Below are 15,660 nucleotides of genomic sequence, written 5' to 3'. Positions count from 1 at the left end.
ATTCCGCTTTTTTCAACCGCATACAGCAAGGGGGTGGACAATGGTAGGTTGTTAGCGCTGAACCAGACGCAGGCGGATGCCTTCTTTGGACCTGACCGTCAGATGTGCAACCGGAACCGGTGTTTCCCCCTCGATTGTTTCCAGACGGTAGTGTCGCAGCAGCATGGACAGGATCAACGGCCCCTCAACCATCGCGAACCCCGCGCCGGTACACACACGCGGTCCGGCCGAGAACGGGATAAAGGCATTTCGCTGACATGCCTTCCCGTTTTCGGTGTTCCAGCGGGTCGGGTCGAATTCATCCGGCATATCCCAGAGACGCTCATGTCGGTGCAAATGCCACGGGCTGAGAACGATTTGCGATCCTTTAGCGATATTGCGACCGCGGAAGTGTTCCGGACAGGTTGCCTCGCGCACCATCATGGGGACCGGTGGATACAGCCGCAACGCCTCGCGAAATACGTCCCGGCTGAGACGGAGTTTGGACATCACCGAGAAGGATGGATCGTCCAGCGCCCTGGCCTCCTCGGCCACTTTCTCCTGCCAGTCCGGGTAGCTTGCGAGCAGGTAAAGAGCCCATGCCAGCGCCGAAGCGCTGGTTTCATGGCCCGCCAGAAAGAAAATCGCGACCTGATCCACCATCTCGCTGGTTTCGAAACAGCGTCCGGTTTGCGGATCCGGTGTCGTCATGATCTTGGTTGCCAGGTCATCAGGTGCGCATCCGGCGGCGATCTGTGCCGCGCGCTCTGCGGTCAGACGGGCAATGAGTGTTCTTATTTCGCCAGCATTTCTGCGGGTCCGGCGAGAATGGAACCGGGGCATCCAACGCGGCAAGGGAACAAAAGCTGCAAGGTTCAACAGCGGCTGCGCCCTTTGATAGGCGCGGAACTTCTCGAAAACCTCTGCCGCGGTCTCATGCTCGATGGGAACCGAGAACAGGGTCCGAAAGATCACATCTGCAGCGACATGGCTGGTGATCTCTTCGCATTCCACGGCAGTTCCGGCCCGTGACTGCAACCGGTTCACGCAGGCCTGCGCGGCAGCCAGCATGGCGGGAAACGTGTCCTTCAATCGACCGCCTTCGAATGCCGGATCGATGATCCGGCGTTGACCTTTCCAGGTATCGCCATTGGTCAGGAACACAGAATTTCCCAGCAATGGCCGCAACCCTTCGCTGATCCGGCCGGATTTAGGAAAGTCATCCGGCCTTTTCTTGAGAACCGTGTCAATCAGGTCAGGTTGATTGATCATGTAGGATCGAAAGAATGGGGTCCGAAATTCGGCCATCCACGCGCAATACAGGCGTTGAGGCTGCGCTGACAGCATGTCCTGACGAAACAACCTCAGATAGCGCCAGAGCGATACCTGATCCGGGCGGGCCTGAGGTTTTGGCGGTCTCACAGGCGCACCGACGTGTATTTCGAAACCGGACGCTCGATCCGCGACGCCGAAGGCGCACGGTTGGCAAACCTCTGCCGTAACGTCACAGGCCCGGCGGTGATGCGGAAGTAATCATAATCTCCGGGATTGTCGAAAGCGCAGAGGTACTGAAAATGCAATCTGAAAAACCGCCAACGCAAGGCGCGCCAGCGCTCTGCTGTCAGGGTTTTCGTAAACGCGGCAGAAAGAACCAGAGGCCAACGCTTGTCGGACCCGGCCACGCCGCTAACCGCTACGGGATCGCACAATGCAAAAGCGCATCCATCACCGGGTGCTGACACATCCACCCATGACAAGTGCGAACACGTGGAAAGAAACCGCAAATCTGTGCGCAGTTGGTTCGCATTGGGCAGGAACGAGACCATAGGCACCACCTGCCCCAAAGTCAGAAAAGACAAAACCGGACCCGCCCCGTTCCGACGGCGCATCAGGTCGGCTAGCACCATAACACCCAGATGCGCGCCGGAACTGTGGCCTACGATCAGAACCTCATCTACATCCGTCTTCATGGCCTGTTCGATCAGGATTGTGAACTGGTCCAACCGTGACTGCAGGTCCGGCGCAACCTCACCGCGAAGCCGTGCCGAATGCGCGTAGTCATGCATCAGATAATAGGCGAACAGCCGGTTGTCGATCCGCCGAAACCAACGCATCACGGCATAGGCCAGAACCACTGCCGGTAACCATGCAACTGCCCCGATAGTCGAAACAAGGACTGCGGCTATCCCCCAGGCCGCCAACAACGCCACAGCAAGTTGCAACAGCAGCATACCGACCGGGTATAGCGCAGCGATGACCGGCCCCTTGCGCAATTGCATCAGGCGCCAAAGCGTACCGGTTGAAATATAGATCCACGCTGTCTGGGCCAGTTGCCAGTAGGTCGCCGGGATCGAACGGGCCATGCTGTCGCGGACGATATCCGACCAGACCAGCACCTCAATATCCGCCTGCACCGTCACCCCGTCCTGAACTGATGTAACGTGCCAACCGTAGGGGCCGTCGCCGGACTTGGCGCAGACCGCAATCTCATATCCAGAAATCTCGGCCTGGTCCTGCCCCTCCTTCCGATACAATTCACGATAACGGCGGGGGTGAATCGGGTCATAACCGGGGATGTAGAATACCCGACGGCGGCGCACCACGTGTTGCGGAGATTGACTGCTCATGCCCTTGCCCTTTGCCGCGCAGATTAGCGCAGCGTGCGGACCAAGGTAAGACCTTGTCGACAATACGTTCGGCTAAAAGCTCAGAGGGTTAACCCAAAGTTGCCAATGCCGGGAATGTTTCAAGCAGCCACCAGCTGAACTCGGTAAACAATCCGGTAATCAGCATGATGCCAACAAATAACAGCAGGCCGCCCATCACCTTTTCGATCGTGCCCATGTGGGGTTTAATCCGGTTCATCACCGCCATCGAGCGGTTCAGGAACATCGCCGCCAGCAGGAACGGAATGCCGAGACCTGCCGCATAGACCCCCAGCAATAGCGTGCCGCGCGCGACCGATGCCTCAGACGCTGCAAGCGAAAGGATTGCGCCCAGTTGCGGGCCGATGCAGGGAGTCCAACCAAAGGCGAAGGCCAGGCCCAGAATATAGGCCCCAAAGACAGAGCCTCCGGAATCTCCTGTTTCGACCCGCGCCTCGCGATCCAGCAACGGAATGCGGAAGACATTCAGAAAATGCAGGCCAAACACGATGACGACTGCGCCGGATATCTTGGCAAACAGCACCTGATTCTGCAGCACAAATGCCCCAAATGCCGATGCCGTGAAACCTAGCAGAAGAAACACAGTCGACAGCCCCAATACGAAGAACAATGCGGACAGCGTCGCCTTGCGTCGTGCCCTCGCCTGATCCTGCATTTCATTGATCGTGACGCCGCTCATATACGCCAGATAAGGCGGTACGATGGGCAATACGCAGGGCGACAGAAAGCTGATCAAACCGCCCAGCATGGCGATGAACATGGCGGGCAATAGCCCTGCGTCGATGATATCAATTCCGAACATGTCTCAGCACATATGTTATCACACGCGCCGCGTCACGGGGCCATTCGGTCACATCCTCGTGGTTGCCTGCTGGACAGTATCGCAAGTTGGACATATCCCGGTTCTCATGACCGAAGTAACCGAAACACTGGATGCATTGGGCCTTTTGTGCCCCCTGCCAGTCCTGAAAGCCCGAAAGCGGCTGAAATCCTTGCCATCAGGGGCGGTCCTTCGAGTGCTGGCCGATGATCCGGCGGCCATCATAGACGTTCCGCATTTCTGTGCCGAAACGGGTCACACCCTGATCGCGCAGGAATCTGAAGACAACCACCAGGTTTACGTCATCCGGAAATCATAGAGCGCAAAGCCGCCGCAAAGAAAAAGGCGGACACAAAGGCCCGCCCTGTCTTATTGACCGATCGACCACCAGCCGCGCCGTTTCGGCTTGGACGGTGCAGGCTCAGATTCCTCCGCGACGGATTCCAGAACCGGTTCGACTGTCTCGGCTTCAGGCGCCTCAGGGGCTGGCTCAGCGATTTCGTCTTCTTCGGCGGCCTCTGCCACCTCCGGCTCTGATGGCGCATCAACCGCTTCTTCGACCACTTCGGCCTCGATCTCCACCGCAGTTTCCTGGTCTTGCACTTCAGGGTCAACTTCAGAAACGGCTTCTGGTGCCGGTTCTTCGGCCTCCGATGTACCTGCATCAGCCTCGGGTGACTGAGCCACCTCGACCGGCGCTTCCGCCTCAGCATCCGTGTCAGCCGCGTTTACCGCCGGAGTATCCTCTACAGTGGGCTCACTCTCGACTGCGTCCTCAGCAGCCTTTTTGCGGCGACGAGGCGCACGGCGCTTCTTGGGCTTCGCCGCCTTCTCAGCGTCTTCAGCCGTCTCCACGGTTTCGTCGCTTTCGGGCGCAGTCACATCATCTTCGGCAACTACCGCCTCACCGCCCTCCGACGCTTCTACGCCCTCGCCATCAGCGGATTCGGGCGCATCTGCATTGCCAGAGGTCTTTTTGCGGCGGCGACGACGGCGTTTGCGCTTGGGTTTGGATTCCTCTTCGGGTTGAACGGTTTCTTCCTCTTCCTCATCCGAAGAATCCACCAGATCCATCAGCGACGCGTCCACGGACACGACAGGCGCAGACGCCTCAGGCACGATCCGGCTGGCCGTCTTGAATTTCTCCATCGAGAAATCGGGACTGACCAGATGCACATCTCCTTCGATCCGAACCGAAAGACCGTAACGGCCTTCGATCTGGGCAATATGTTCACGCTTCTGGTTCATCAGAAAGTTGGCGATGCCGACAGGGCAACGCACCAGCACCTCGCGCGAACGGCGACGGGTGCCCTCCTCTTCGATCTGACGCAGGATCGACAACGCCATATTGTCGTCCGACCGAATCAAACCGGTACCGTGACATGCCGGACACGGCTGCGTCGTGGCCTCGATCATGCCGGGGCGCAGACGCTGGCGGCTCATTTCGAGCAGGCCAAAACCGGAAATCCGACCGACCTGAATGCGTGCGCGGTCGGTCTTCAGCTTGTCTTTCAGGCGCTTTTCAACGGCCGAGTTGTTCTTGCGCTCGTCCATATCGATGAAATCGATCACGATCAAACCGGCGAGGTCCCGAAGACGCAGCTGACGCGCCACTTCCTCGGCGGCCTCCAGGTTGGTCTTCAGCGCGGTTTCCTCGATCGAGCCTTCCTTGGTCGCCCGACCCGAGTTCACGTCGATTGCCACAAGCGCTTCGGTCACCCCGATCACGATGTAGCCACCGGACTTAAGCTGAACGGTCGGGTTGAACATCCCGGCCAGATAGCTTTCGACCTGATAGCGCGCGAACAAAGGCAGCGCGTCCTCGTACCGTTTCACGTTCTTGGCGTGGGACGGCATGATCATTTTCATGAAGTCCTTGGCAATGCGGTAACCGCCTTCGCCTTCGACCAGAACCTCATCGATATCGCGATTATAAAGATCGCGGATCGACCGTTTGATCAGGTCGCCTTCTTCGTAGATTTTTGCCGGCGCAATGGATTGCAGGGTCAGTTCCCGGATTTGCTCCCACAAACGCTGCAAATACTCATAGTCGCGCTTGATCTCGGATTTGGTTCGTTTTGCGCCTGCGGTGCGCACGATCAGCCCGGCGCCAGTCGGGACATCGATTTCAGACGCGATCTCTTTCAGTTTCTTGCGGTCAGCCGCATTGGTAATCTTGCGGCTGATCCCGCCACCGCGGGCGGTGTTCGGCATCAGAACGCAGTAGCGACCAGCCAGCGACAGATACGTGGTCAGGGCGGCACCCTTGTTGCCGCGTTCTTCCTTGACGACCTGCACCAGCAGAACCTGACGAACCTTGATGACTTCCTGAATTTTGTACCGACGCGGGCGCGGCTTGCGCGGAGGACGAATGTCTTCGCTATCGTCTTCCTCAGCGACGGACTCGATTGTGTCATCCTTGGATGCAGCGTCCGTGGCCTTGGCTTCTTCTTTTACGTCGCCATTATCATTGGGATCGTCCTGTTCCGCATCCGAGTCAGTTTCAGCCTCTGGTTTTTCGTCAGCCGGTTCAACATCCGAAACGTCCGAATCCACCTCGTCAGAAGCAACTGCGTTTTCGTTGTCGGGCAGCTCTGTGCCCGCTTCGGCATCTGTCTCCGCCTGTTCGTCAGACGCAGATTCCGCAGCTTCCGCCTCGACCTCTGCAGGTTGTGCGACCGCTTCATCAACCGGTTCTTCCACCGGTGTCTCGGCCACCATTTCCATGGGCGACGTGCCTTCCGGCACGGGGACATCAGCCTCGTCACCTTCATCCAGATCGATGGTTTCCATACCATTCGGTTCGGTCGAAACGTCCATCGTTTCAACCGGGTCGTCGGTCTTGACGTCCTCGGCCTTACTGCGCGAACGCGAGCGGCGCTTTTTCGGCTTGGAGTCCTCGGCCTCATCCCGTGCCTTCAAGGCCTCGGCATAGGCGCGCTCTTCCTCCATCAACGCTTCACGGTCGGCAACGGGGATCTGATAATAGTCCGGATGGATCTCCGAAAACGCAAGGAACCCATGCCGGTTCCCGCCGTAATCCACAAACGCCGCCTGCAGAGACGGCTCGACCCGAGTTACTTTTGCCAGATAGATGTTGCCAGCAAGCTGGCGTTTGTTTTCGGATTCAAAGTCAAATTCCTCAACCTTGTTTCCGTCGACCACCACGACGCGGGTTTCCTCCGCGTGGGTGGCATCGATAAGCATTTTCTTAGCCATGTGTCCTTGGTGCACCGCGCCAAACGCGTTGTCCTTACCCGTCCTGGCGGACAGGCGCATTTGGGGTGGTGTCTTGTCAGGGCGATATCGGACGGCGCGCGGCAGGGTCTGGCGCTGTGGCCCCCTGCCCGGTCTCTCAATCGTTGCGCGCGCGTCATCGCGGTTCTTCTCCGACAGGCGCGGTTGGCCGCTGCCTGCCCATTATATCCTTTCGCCCGGAATTTCCGGGCTCAGGCGCTCTGCTGCCCCGCGTGTGGGGCACAATCGGCCTGCCGCGCAGCGTGGGATTGATCCTCAGCAGCAGCACAGCAGCGAAACTCAAAAAGACGGGACTTGCAGGCTTAATTTTGCCCGGCCCGTTGAGCCACAATAAAAGCAGTCCTGTGGAAAAGACAATGGGCAAACTGCATTGCGCGGTGCAACGGCACCCGGGATCACTTCATCTGGCCATAAATATCCCGGGGGTGAATTGGCCTGAAAGGCCAAGAGGGGGCTGGCCCCCTCCGCACGTTACAAATAATCCGACCGCTGCAGCCCGTATTTGGCCATTTTCTCGTTCAGCGTCCGGCGTGGCAGGCACAACTCATCCATCACTGAAGCAATCGAGCCCTTGTGCCGTCGCATGGTGTTGTCGATCAACATCCGCTCGAACGCCTCTACGTATTCTTTCAGAGGTTTACCTTCAGTTGTCATCACCGGCTGCATCTCTTCGTGATCCGACATCAGAAGCGAGGCGATTGTGCCCGACCCGCGACGCGACTGCAGCACGGCGCGTTCAGCAATGTTGATCAGTTGGCGTACATTCCCCGGCCACGGGGCTTGCAGCAACTGTGCGGCTTCCTGTGCGCTGACCTGAGGGGAATCGCAGCCATATTCCTCGGCAAACTGCTCGCTCAGGCGGGTGAACAGCGTCAGAATATCCTCACCGCGCTGGCGCAGTGGCGGCATGGTGATGCGCAGAGCTGCCAGTCGGTAGAACAAATCCGGTCGCAGCACGTCTTCGCTGGTCTTGCCGGCTTCCTGCAGGTTGGAAATTGCAACGATACGGGTTTCAGCGGGCGTACCTTGCTCGTTCATCACGCTCAGCAGACGGGCCTGCAAGGTGTCGCTGAGTGCCTCGACATCCTCCAGTACCAGCGTTCCGCCGCGCGCTTCCTCGATGGCAGGTAGCTGCGTGTCTTCGGGCATCATCGGGCCGAATAGCCGTTTGGACAGTGCGTCCTCTTCCAGCGCGGCACAAGAAACCAATACGAATTTCTTGCCCGCCCGGCTGCCGACGGCGTGCAACGCATGCGCAACGAGGGTCTTGCCGGTGCCCGTCTCCCCATCGATCAGCACGTGACCGTCCGCCTGCCCAAGATCCAGTATGTCCTCGCGCAGGCGCTCCATAACCGGGCTGGCCCCGATCAGTTTGTTCATGATTTGGGTGCCGCCAGACAGCTCGCGACGCAGGGCGCGATTGTCCAGTGTCAGGCGGCGCACGTTGCTGGCCCGTTTGGCCAGCTCCGACATGCGGTCCGGATTGAAGGGCTTTTCCAGAAAATCAAAGGCTCCGACGCGCATTGCCTCGACCGCCATCGGCACGTCGCCATGACCTGTGATCATGATGACGGGCAGGGTGCTGTCCGCCCCCATCAGCTTCTTCAGCAACTGAATGCCGTCCATCCCCGGCATCTTGATGTCCGAGATCACGATCCCCGGATAGTCCGGCCCCAGAACCTTCAGTGCATCCTCGGCACTGGCAAAGGTTTCCGTGTCATATCCAGACAGCGCCAGCCACTGGCTGATCGACTGGCGCATGTCCTGTTCGTCATCCACAATGGCAATTTTCATGGCCTGTGCCATATTCATTCCTCGTTATTCCGCGGCCTCAAGGCCGTCGCTTCCCAGTATCGGCAGTTGCATCTCGAACACCGCGCCGCCGTGTTGGGCGTTTCGCGCGGTCAGCCGTCCACCGTGGTCGTTCACGATCCCGGACGAGATGGCAAGCCCCAGACCGACACCGTCGCCTGGCTGCTTGGTAGTATAGAACGGCTCGAACAGGTTCTCGATGTCCTCGATTCCGTGACCGTTGTCGCGCACGGTCAACACGGCCGAGTCGCCCGCTGCCAGGATGATCTCGACATCCGGCTCTGCCACTGATTTGGTGGCATCCAACGCGTTTCGCAAGAGGTTTACCATAACCTGTTCGATCCGCATCCGATCCCCCATCACCACGACGGGCTCCTCGGGCAGAATTTGCGTGATCTTCACATGGCGCTGTCGCAATTGCGGCTCCATCATAGATACCGCCGACGCCAACGCTTCGCCAAGGTTTACAGGGGAAAACGCATCCGCCCCCTTGCGCGCATAGGACTTGAGTTGCCGCGTGATCGCGCCCATCCGTTCGATCAGCCCGTCAATACGGCCAAAGCTGGCCAGAGCCTCTTCCGAACGTTCCCGACGCAGCAGCAATCGGGCACCGGCCAGATAGGTTTTCATTGCCGCCAGCGGTTGGTTCAGCTCGTGACTTACCGCTGCCGACATCTCTCCCAACGCCGCCAGTTTCGAGCTCTGCGCAAGCGTTTGCTCGGCAACTTCCAGCGTCTTTTCAACCCGTTCCCGCTCAGCAATTTCCCGCTGCAACCTCGCGTTCAATGCGCGAAGCTCCGCCGACTCTCGTTGGAACAATGTCATCCGCAACGTGGCGCGGCGGCTTAGCGCATAGAAGGCCAGCGCCAGAAGAATCGCAAAGCCCATGATCTCGAGCGCCAGAACGCTGTTCACTTTCTCCCGAATCGAGGAATAGGTCGTGAATGACGTCATTTGCCATCCACGAAACGGTATGCGTGTTTCCATCCGCATCACCGCCTCGCCTTGCAGGTAGGCATCAGGCGGCAACGCCGTCCAGTCGGTCGTGGCCCGAATGGCGCGCTGGATGGCACCGTCCGGTGGCTGACGCAGCATCGCGGCCTGCTCGTCCAGACCACGCCATTGCGGTTCGGTCGCCAGAATGATGGTCCCGGTGCTGTCGGTCACCATCACGGCATCCGAGATCCCAGCCCATGCACGTTCGAACTTCTGAAGATCAACTTCGACAACAATGACACCGAGAATGTCCGAGCCACCCTCGATGCGTCTGGAATAGACAAAACTGTAACCACCGGACTCGCGCGGAATGACGGAAAAGATGGTCGCATTCGATCGGATCGCGTCAATGAAGTACGGGCTGCTTCGATGCCCCTCGCCCAGACGATTGCGATCCGTTGCAGCCACAGTGCGGCCGTCCCGATCCAGCAACACCAGTGAGGCGGCGCCGATTTCTTCCACAAAGGAAATCAACCGCTGCGTCGAAAGCGAGAAGTCACTGGATTGCAACGCTGAAATCAGCGTCGGATCGCGCGCAAGCAGCTGCGGCACAATCGCGTTTCGGCGCAGTTCGCTCAGCAAATTGCCGGAGTACAGGGCGAGCCGCACCTCGGCCCGGTTGCGTGTCGACTCTGTAAAGCGGCTGGTCAGAAGGCTGTTCGTGATCCACACTGTTGCCACTGTCGCAACCAGCAACAATATGATGGTCAGACGCAGCGGCCACCCCAGCGGCGCGGCGCGGAACCGGGCGAAAAACCCGGGCCGGTCTGGTTGAACTTCCGAATTCATGCCAAGACGCTACGCGCCCGAGCCGATGACCTCAAGTCACACTGGCGCCAGCACGCCCGCCAATGCGCGGAAGAGCGCCGTCCCGTCGGTGCCTCCGTGGCCCGAATCCGCCGCACGTTCGGGGTGAGGCATCATCCCCAACACGCGCCGGTTGTGAGATAGAATTCCAGCAATATCGTCGCGCGAACCGTTCGGGTTTTCGGCGTAGGTGAACGCGATCCGGTCTTCGCCCTTCAGTTCGGCAAGCGTTTCATCATCTGCAAAGTAGTTGCCGTCATGATGCGCGATCGGGATGCCGATGACATCGCCTGCATTGTAACCTTCCGTGAAAGCGCTGTCGCTGGTTTCCACCCGCAGCCCCACGGTGCGGCAGATGTACTTCAGACCGGCATTTCGCAGCAACGCGCCGGGCAGAATTCCGGTCTCGGTCAAAACCTGAAAACCGTTGCAAATGCCAACCGCATATCCCCCGCGCTCGGTGTGTTTCGCCACCGCCCTGCAAATAGGAGACTGCGCCGCAATCGCCCCGCAGCGCAGATAATCGCCATAGGAAAACCCACCGGGCACACCCACGATGTCGATCCCCTCGGGCAGCGCGGCGTCCTTGTGCCAGACCATATCGACCTGAAATCCAGCCTGTTCAAAGGCGACTGCGAGGTCTCGGTCACAGTTGGACCCGGGGAAAACGATGACGGCTGCGCGCATGGCGGACCCTCCTACGAGATAAAGTCGGTGACGACCGCGACGCCCGGAGGCGCCGGATTGTCAAAGGCGGCAAGCTCATCGCTTACCTGGTTCAGTGTTATTTTGCGGGTCACCAGTGGGCTCAGCTCCACACCGCCGCCTGCAATCAGTGACAACAGCGACGGATAGCGCCAACTGGGCATACCGCGCGTTCCATAAACGGAAAGCTGCCCGGAATACAGAAGATCCATCGGCAGTGACATTGCGGCATGGTCGCCCGCGGGCATACCGATCTGCACCATACGGCCCATTTTGCGCAAGGACCGCATGGCGGACACCGTGGTGGCCTCGATGCCGAGGGCTTCGATTGCCACATGCGCACCACCGCCAGTCAAATCCCTGACAGCTTGCGGCGCGTCGCAGGTGGCCGCGTTGATCACCGCATCGGCACCAAGGTTTTTGGCATAGGCCAGCTTGTCATCAACAATATCGACCACGACTACGCGCGCGCCCAGAGCCTTGCCCAGCAGAAGGGTCGAGATGCCAACGCCGCCACCGCCAAAGACGGCAAGCCATTCCCCGCCCTGCAACTGTGCCCGGCCAACCAGAGCTTGCCAGGCTGTGGTCACCCGGCATCCCAGTGCCGCAGCAACCTCGGGGGCAAGATTGTCCGGCAGCGCCGTTAGGTTTGCATCCGCGTGGGCAACGGAAATGAACTCGGCAAAGGCACCGTCGCAGGTGAAACCCGGCACGATCTGGTCAGCACAGGTGGTTTGATGGCCCTGCGCACAGTCCGGGCATCGCCCGCAGGCCAGAATGAACGGTGCGATCACCCGGTCCCCGACTCGCCAGCGTTTCACCTGTTTGCCAGCCGCGACCACCTCGCCACAATATTCGTGTCCGGGGGTTATGGGCAGATTGACATCCGGGTCCGAACCCGACCACGCGTGCCAGTCCGACCGGCACACACCGCACGCCAGAACCCGGACGACAACGCCGTCCTCGGTGGGTTCGGGATCGGGAACAGTCGGCACCTCGAGCGGCTGACGATACCCGACCAGACGTGCTGCGCGCATCAATTCAGACCAGTTCGATTTCGTAACGTTCGATGACCGTGTTGGCCAACAGCTTCTCGCACATTGCTGTCACGTCGGCCTCGGTCGAGCCTTCGGCCAGTTCCAGATCGATGACCTTGCCCTGACGGACGCCCTCCACCTGATCGAAGCCCATGGCGCCCAACGCGTGACGAACGGCTTCACCCTGCGGGTCCAGAACCCCGTTCTTGAGCATCACATGCACCCGTGCTTTCATATTCGCAACTCCAACCTGCAGACCCGACGACCAGGGCCTTTTTACGTTGCGCGCGGGATACCCTGCTTGCGATCATTGGACAACCCTTCTTCGGCAGGACGGATGACCGCAGGAGGTCCCTCTACCCACCGATCGTCGAGGACAGCCCCGGATAGTGTTTGTCGATGGCATTGAATGTTCCGGTCAGCACCATCTCGACAGCAACCGCCACCAGCAGAATGGCCATGATCCTGGTCAGAACATTGATCATTGTATCGCCCAGCAACCGCGAAATCTGATCCGCGAACAACAACCCCAATCCGACAATCGCGCAGGCAATCAAGACAGCCGAGCCCAGTGTCACGATCTCCGCGCCGTCCGACAACTGATGCGAGAAGACAATCGTAATCGCGATGGTCCCCGGACCGATGGTAAGCGGAATGGCCAACGGAACCACCGCAAAGTTCAGCTTGCGCTCCTGCCCGTCCGCCAAGGCGGCCTGATCCCCCGGGGGGCGATCCTCGGCGTTCAGCATTGCCATGCCGATTCCGAAAATAATGATACCACCTGCAATCCGGAACGAGGGCACATCGATACCGAAAATCGCCAGCACTTCTTCACCAATCAAAACGGCGATCAAGGCAATCACGGTCACCGAAACCATCACGATTAGGGCAACACGACGCCGTTCCCGCTTCGAGCAGTGGTGGGTCATACTGAGAAAGATCGGAATGTTGTAGAGCGGATTGAATATGGCCAGCACAGCAGCGAGAAATTTCAGGAAAACTGCGTGATCGAATAATTCGCCCATACCGAATATCACCTTGTTGGCAAACCGGGTCAGATATCAGCGCCGAGCATGCTGCATGACGGTTAAAACTGTCAAACACTTAAACGGAATGCAAAAAAGTGCTGCATCCATCGACGCAGCACTTCAGAACAGTTTAGCAAACACGTTCTGATCAGTTGATCAGCGTCGGCTTGGTCACGTTGCTTTTCGGCAAAACGCCGAGGCGCCGGGCAACTTCCGAATAGGCATCCGTCAGGTTACCCAAATCCCGGCGGAACACGTCTTTGTCCAGTTTCTGCCCGGTCTCGATGTCCCAAAGACGGCAGCTGTCGGGGCTGATCTCATCGGCGACGATCAGGCGCTGATAGTCGCCCTCGAAAACGCGACCAATCTCGATTTTGAAATCGACCAGCCGAATGCCAACGGCCAGCATCACACCACTCATGAAATCGTTCACGCGAAGCGCCAGGCTGAGAATGTCATCCATGTCCTGCTGGCTGGCCCAGCCAAATGCCGCGATGTGTTCTTCAGTGACCAGCGGATCACCGAGAGCGTCATCCTTGTAGCAGTATTCCACAATCGGGCGCGGCAGCTGCGTGCCCTCGGCGATGCCCAGACGTTTCGACATCGAACCGGCCGCGTAATTACGAACGATGATTTCCAGCGGTACGATCTCGCAATTGCGGACCAGTTGCTCGCGCATGTTAAGACGGCGGATAAAGTGGTTCGGAACGCCGATCTGGGTCAGACCTGTCATGAAGAACTCGCTGAGACGGTTGTTCAGCACGCCCTTGCCGTCGATGACGTCCTTTTTCTCGGCGTTGAACGCGGTGGCGTCATCCTTGAAATACTGAACGATTGTACCCGGTTCGGGACCTTCATACAGAATCTTGGCCTTGCCTTCGTAGATTTTCTTGCGACGCGACATGAGCGACCTTTCCAGTCCGTGGCGAGGGAATGAGTCCCTTCGCGTTGGCGCCCTCATAGTGCAAGGCCCGCCAACCCGCAAGTTTGGCGGCCCGAGAGGGTTTGACGCAGCGCAAATACCTTGCGCCCGCGCGCCCGTATAGTCATATCATGAGGAAAGAAGATGAAACCCAAGAGGTCCCCAACCAATGACCACATTTGACGAACGTGAAGCCGCGTTTGAAAACAAGTTCGCGCATGACGAAAAGATGCAGTTCATCGCCCGGATGCGCCGCAACCGGTTTATGGCCGTGTGGGCCTCGACACTGAAGGGCGAGACTGTGGAACAAGCCCGGGCATATGGTCAGGAACTGGTACACACCGACCTGCAGAATGTCAGCGAAGACGACGTTGTGGAAGCGGTGAAAGGTTATCTTGGCGACTTGGCTGACGAAGCGAAAATTCGCGAAAAAATGGCAGAATTGCTGGTTGAAGCAAAAGAGCAGGTCATGTCAGAGGCCGAAATCTGAGGCGCGTGCCGCAAGTCTCATGATCTTCATGAGAATTATGAGTTTGATTTGACGCTCCGGTCGTGGGACACGGAGCGTCTAAATTTTTTATCGGCCCTTTGGGCCAAAAATTGGAATACCCCAATGACAAATGCACTCAGCAAGCTTCTGGAAACCAATGACGCCCTTCTGGCGGATGGGGCAACCGGAACAAATCTGTTCAATATGGGTCTGCAATCCGGCGACGCGCCGGAACTATGGAACGTGGACGCCCCCGACAAGATCCGGGCCTTGTATCAGGGGTCTGTGGACGCGGGCAGTGATCTGTTTCTGACCAATACATTCGGTGGCACCGCCGCACGGCTGAAACTGCATGATGCGCATAACCGCGTGGGTGAGCTGAACCGCATCGGCGCAGAACTGGGCCGCGAAGTTGCGGACAAGGCCGGGCGCCCCGTTGTCGTTGCGGGATCGGTCGGGCCGACCGGTGAAATTATGGAACCCGTCGGCAGTCTGACGCATGCCGACGCCGTCGAGATGTTCCACGAACAGGCTGAGGCACTGAAAGACGGTGGGGTCGATGTCTTGTGGGTTGAAACCATCAGCGCACCGGAAGAGTTCCGTGCCGCAGCCGAAGCCTTTGCCCTGGCCAACATGCCCTGGTGCGGCACCATGAGTTTTGACACAGCCGGACGCACCATGATGGGCGTGACGTCGGCCGATCTGGCACAGATGGTTGAAACATTGCCCAACCCGCCGATTGCATTCGGCGCAAATTGCGGCACTGGTGCGTCGGACATCCTGCGCACGGTCCTGGGCTTCGCCGCTCAGGGGACCGAACGACCGCTGATTTCCAAGGGCAACGCCGGTATCCCAAAATATGTGGACGGCCATATCCACTATGACGGCACGCCGGAACTGATGGGTCAGTATGCCGCCATGGCGCGCGACGCTGGCGCAACGATCATTGGTGGGTGCTGCGGAACGATGCCCGACCACCTGCGTAAAATGCGCGAGGCGCTGGATACTCAACCGCGCGCAGAGCGCCCGACGCTGGATCAGATCACCGCGGCGCTGGGCCCGTTCTCTTCCGCCTCGGACGGCACCGAAGGGGATACCGCCGCGCCGGAACGCCGGTCGCGCCGCCGCCGTCGGGCGTAA

Annotated in this window: 14 protein-coding genes; 3 read left to right on the top strand and 11 right to left on the bottom strand. The window is 59.0% G+C overall.

Features of this window, described 5'->3' with window-relative positions; all coding sequences use genetic code 11:
• Nucleotides 1–51: 51 nt before the first annotated feature.
• From AC2TDJ_RS04325 to AC2TDJ_RS04315, 3 genes are all read right to left on the bottom strand, one after another.
• Nucleotides 52–1,401 carry a cytochrome P450 gene (locus tag AC2TDJ_RS04325; protein ID WP_480839581.1) on the bottom strand — a complete coding sequence of 450 codons (1,350 nt, stop codon included), beginning with the start codon at nucleotides 1,399–1,401 and terminating at the stop codon, nucleotides 52–54.
• Complete coding sequence (locus AC2TDJ_RS04320) at nucleotides 1,398–2,606, bottom strand: hypothetical protein (protein WP_480839579.1); 1,209 nt, start codon at nucleotides 2,604–2,606, stop codon at nucleotides 1,398–1,400. Before AC2TDJ_RS04320 ends, AC2TDJ_RS04325 begins: the two co-directional genes overlap by 4 nt.
• 88 nt (nucleotides 2,607–2,694) lie before the next feature.
• Nucleotides 2,695–3,447, bottom strand: coding sequence for a cytochrome c biogenesis CcdA family protein (locus AC2TDJ_RS04315; RefSeq protein ID WP_480839577.1), 753 nt, complete (start codon nucleotides 3,445–3,447; stop codon nucleotides 2,695–2,697).
• A gap of 106 nt (nucleotides 3,448–3,553) precedes the next feature.
• On the opposite strand from AC2TDJ_RS04315, the gene AC2TDJ_RS04310 reads away from it, so the two are divergent.
• Complete coding sequence (locus tag AC2TDJ_RS04310) at nucleotides 3,554–3,784, top strand: sulfurtransferase TusA family protein (RefSeq protein ID WP_480839575.1); 231 nt, start codon at nucleotides 3,554–3,556, stop codon at nucleotides 3,782–3,784.
• Between the two features lie 50 nt (nucleotides 3,785–3,834).
• On the opposite strand, the gene AC2TDJ_RS04305 is transcribed toward AC2TDJ_RS04310, so the two are convergent.
• The 8 genes from AC2TDJ_RS04305 to purC form a co-directional block, all read right to left on the bottom strand.
• A complete protein-coding gene (locus AC2TDJ_RS04305; RefSeq protein WP_480840224.1) occupies nucleotides 3,835–6,684 on the bottom strand; it encodes an Rne/Rng family ribonuclease in 2,850 nt (949 codons plus the stop codon).
• A 510-nt stretch (nucleotides 6,685–7,194) separates the two neighbouring features.
• On the bottom strand, nucleotides 7,195–8,529 hold the full coding sequence (locus tag AC2TDJ_RS04300) for a sigma-54-dependent transcriptional regulator (protein ID WP_480839573.1): 1,335 nt from the start codon (nucleotides 8,527–8,529) through the stop codon (nucleotides 7,195–7,197).
• A 12-nt stretch (nucleotides 8,530–8,541) separates the two neighbouring features.
• Complete coding sequence (locus AC2TDJ_RS04295; RefSeq protein ID WP_480839571.1) at nucleotides 8,542–10,320, bottom strand: sensor histidine kinase; 1,779 nt, start codon at nucleotides 10,318–10,320, stop codon at nucleotides 8,542–8,544.
• A gap of 36 nt (nucleotides 10,321–10,356) precedes the next feature.
• Nucleotides 10,357–11,025 carry a phosphoribosylformylglycinamidine synthase subunit PurQ gene (gene purQ, locus AC2TDJ_RS04290; protein ID WP_480839569.1) on the bottom strand — a complete coding sequence of 223 codons (669 nt, stop codon included), beginning with the start codon at nucleotides 11,023–11,025 and terminating at the stop codon, nucleotides 10,357–10,359.
• Nucleotides 11,026–11,036: 11 nt separating this feature from the next.
• Entirely contained in the window at nucleotides 11,037–12,080 is a 1,044-nt protein-coding gene (locus AC2TDJ_RS04285; protein WP_480839567.1) for a zinc-dependent alcohol dehydrogenase family protein, read from the bottom strand.
• Between the two features lie 4 nt (nucleotides 12,081–12,084).
• On the bottom strand, nucleotides 12,085–12,315 hold the full coding sequence (gene purS / locus AC2TDJ_RS04280; protein ID WP_480839565.1) for a phosphoribosylformylglycinamidine synthase subunit PurS: 231 nt from the start codon (nucleotides 12,313–12,315) through the stop codon (nucleotides 12,085–12,087).
• A gap of 121 nt (nucleotides 12,316–12,436) precedes the next feature.
• A complete protein-coding gene (locus AC2TDJ_RS04275; RefSeq protein WP_480839563.1) occupies nucleotides 12,437–13,105 on the bottom strand; it encodes a MarC family protein in 669 nt (222 codons plus the stop codon).
• A 151-nt stretch (nucleotides 13,106–13,256) separates the two neighbouring features.
• The gene (gene purC / locus AC2TDJ_RS04270) at nucleotides 13,257–14,012 is read right to left on the bottom strand and encodes a phosphoribosylaminoimidazolesuccinocarboxamide synthase (RefSeq protein ID WP_480839561.1); all 756 of its coding nucleotides are present in this window, start codon (nucleotides 14,010–14,012) and stop codon (nucleotides 13,257–13,259) included.
• Between the two features lie 187 nt (nucleotides 14,013–14,199).
• Here purC and AC2TDJ_RS04265 point away from each other — a divergent pair, with 187 nt between their 5' ends.
• Both AC2TDJ_RS04265 and bmt read left to right on the top strand, forming a co-directional pair.
• On the top strand, nucleotides 14,200–14,520 hold the full coding sequence (locus AC2TDJ_RS04265; RefSeq protein ID WP_480839559.1) for a DUF1476 domain-containing protein: 321 nt from the start codon (nucleotides 14,200–14,202) through the stop codon (nucleotides 14,518–14,520).
• Nucleotides 14,521–14,643: 123 nt separating this feature from the next.
• Entirely contained in the window at nucleotides 14,644–15,660 is a 1,017-nt protein-coding gene (gene bmt, locus AC2TDJ_RS04260; protein WP_480839557.1) for a betaine--homocysteine S-methyltransferase, read from the top strand.

It is taken from the genome of Ruegeria sp. HKCCD6647-2 (genome assembly GCF_057221075.1).
This window is presented reverse-complemented; position numbering and strand designations above follow the sequence as displayed.

Coding starts and splice junctions, on each gene's coding strand:
- AC2TDJ_RS04300 (WP_480839573.1), bottom strand. CDS start 8,529: ATGGCACAGGCCATGAAAATTGCCATTGTGGATGACGAACAGGACATG.
- bmt (WP_480839557.1), top strand. CDS start 14,644: ATGACAAATGCACTCAGCAAGCTTCTGGAAACCAATGACGCCCTTCTG.
- purC (WP_480839561.1), bottom strand. CDS start 14,012: ATGTCGCGTCGCAAGAAAATCTACGAAGGCAAGGCCAAGATTCTGTAT.
- AC2TDJ_RS04315 (WP_480839577.1), bottom strand. CDS start 3,447: ATGTTCGGAATTGATATCATCGACGCAGGGCTATTGCCCGCCATGTTC.
- purQ (WP_480839569.1), bottom strand. CDS start 11,025: ATGCGCGCAGCCGTCATCGTTTTCCCCGGGTCCAACTGTGACCGAGAC.
- AC2TDJ_RS04295 (WP_480839571.1), bottom strand. CDS start 10,320: ATGAATTCGGAAGTTCAACCAGACCGGCCCGGGTTTTTCGCCCGGTTC.
- AC2TDJ_RS04320 (WP_480839579.1), bottom strand. CDS start 2,606: ATGAGCAGTCAATCTCCGCAACACGTGGTGCGCCGCCGTCGGGTATTC.
- AC2TDJ_RS04275 (WP_480839563.1), bottom strand. CDS start 13,105: ATGGGCGAATTATTCGATCACGCAGTTTTCCTGAAATTTCTCGCTGCT.
- AC2TDJ_RS04305 (WP_480840224.1), bottom strand. CDS start 6,684: ATGGCTAAGAAAATGCTTATCGATGCCACCCACGCGGAGGAAACCCGC.
- AC2TDJ_RS04285 (WP_480839567.1), bottom strand. CDS start 12,080: ATGCGCGCAGCACGTCTGGTCGGGTATCGTCAGCCGCTCGAGGTGCCG.
- AC2TDJ_RS04310 (WP_480839575.1), top strand. CDS start 3,554: ATGACCGAAGTAACCGAAACACTGGATGCATTGGGCCTTTTGTGCCCC.
- purS (WP_480839565.1), bottom strand. CDS start 12,315: ATGAAAGCACGGGTGCATGTGATGCTCAAGAACGGGGTTCTGGACCCG.
- AC2TDJ_RS04265 (WP_480839559.1), top strand. CDS start 14,200: ATGACCACATTTGACGAACGTGAAGCCGCGTTTGAAAACAAGTTCGCG.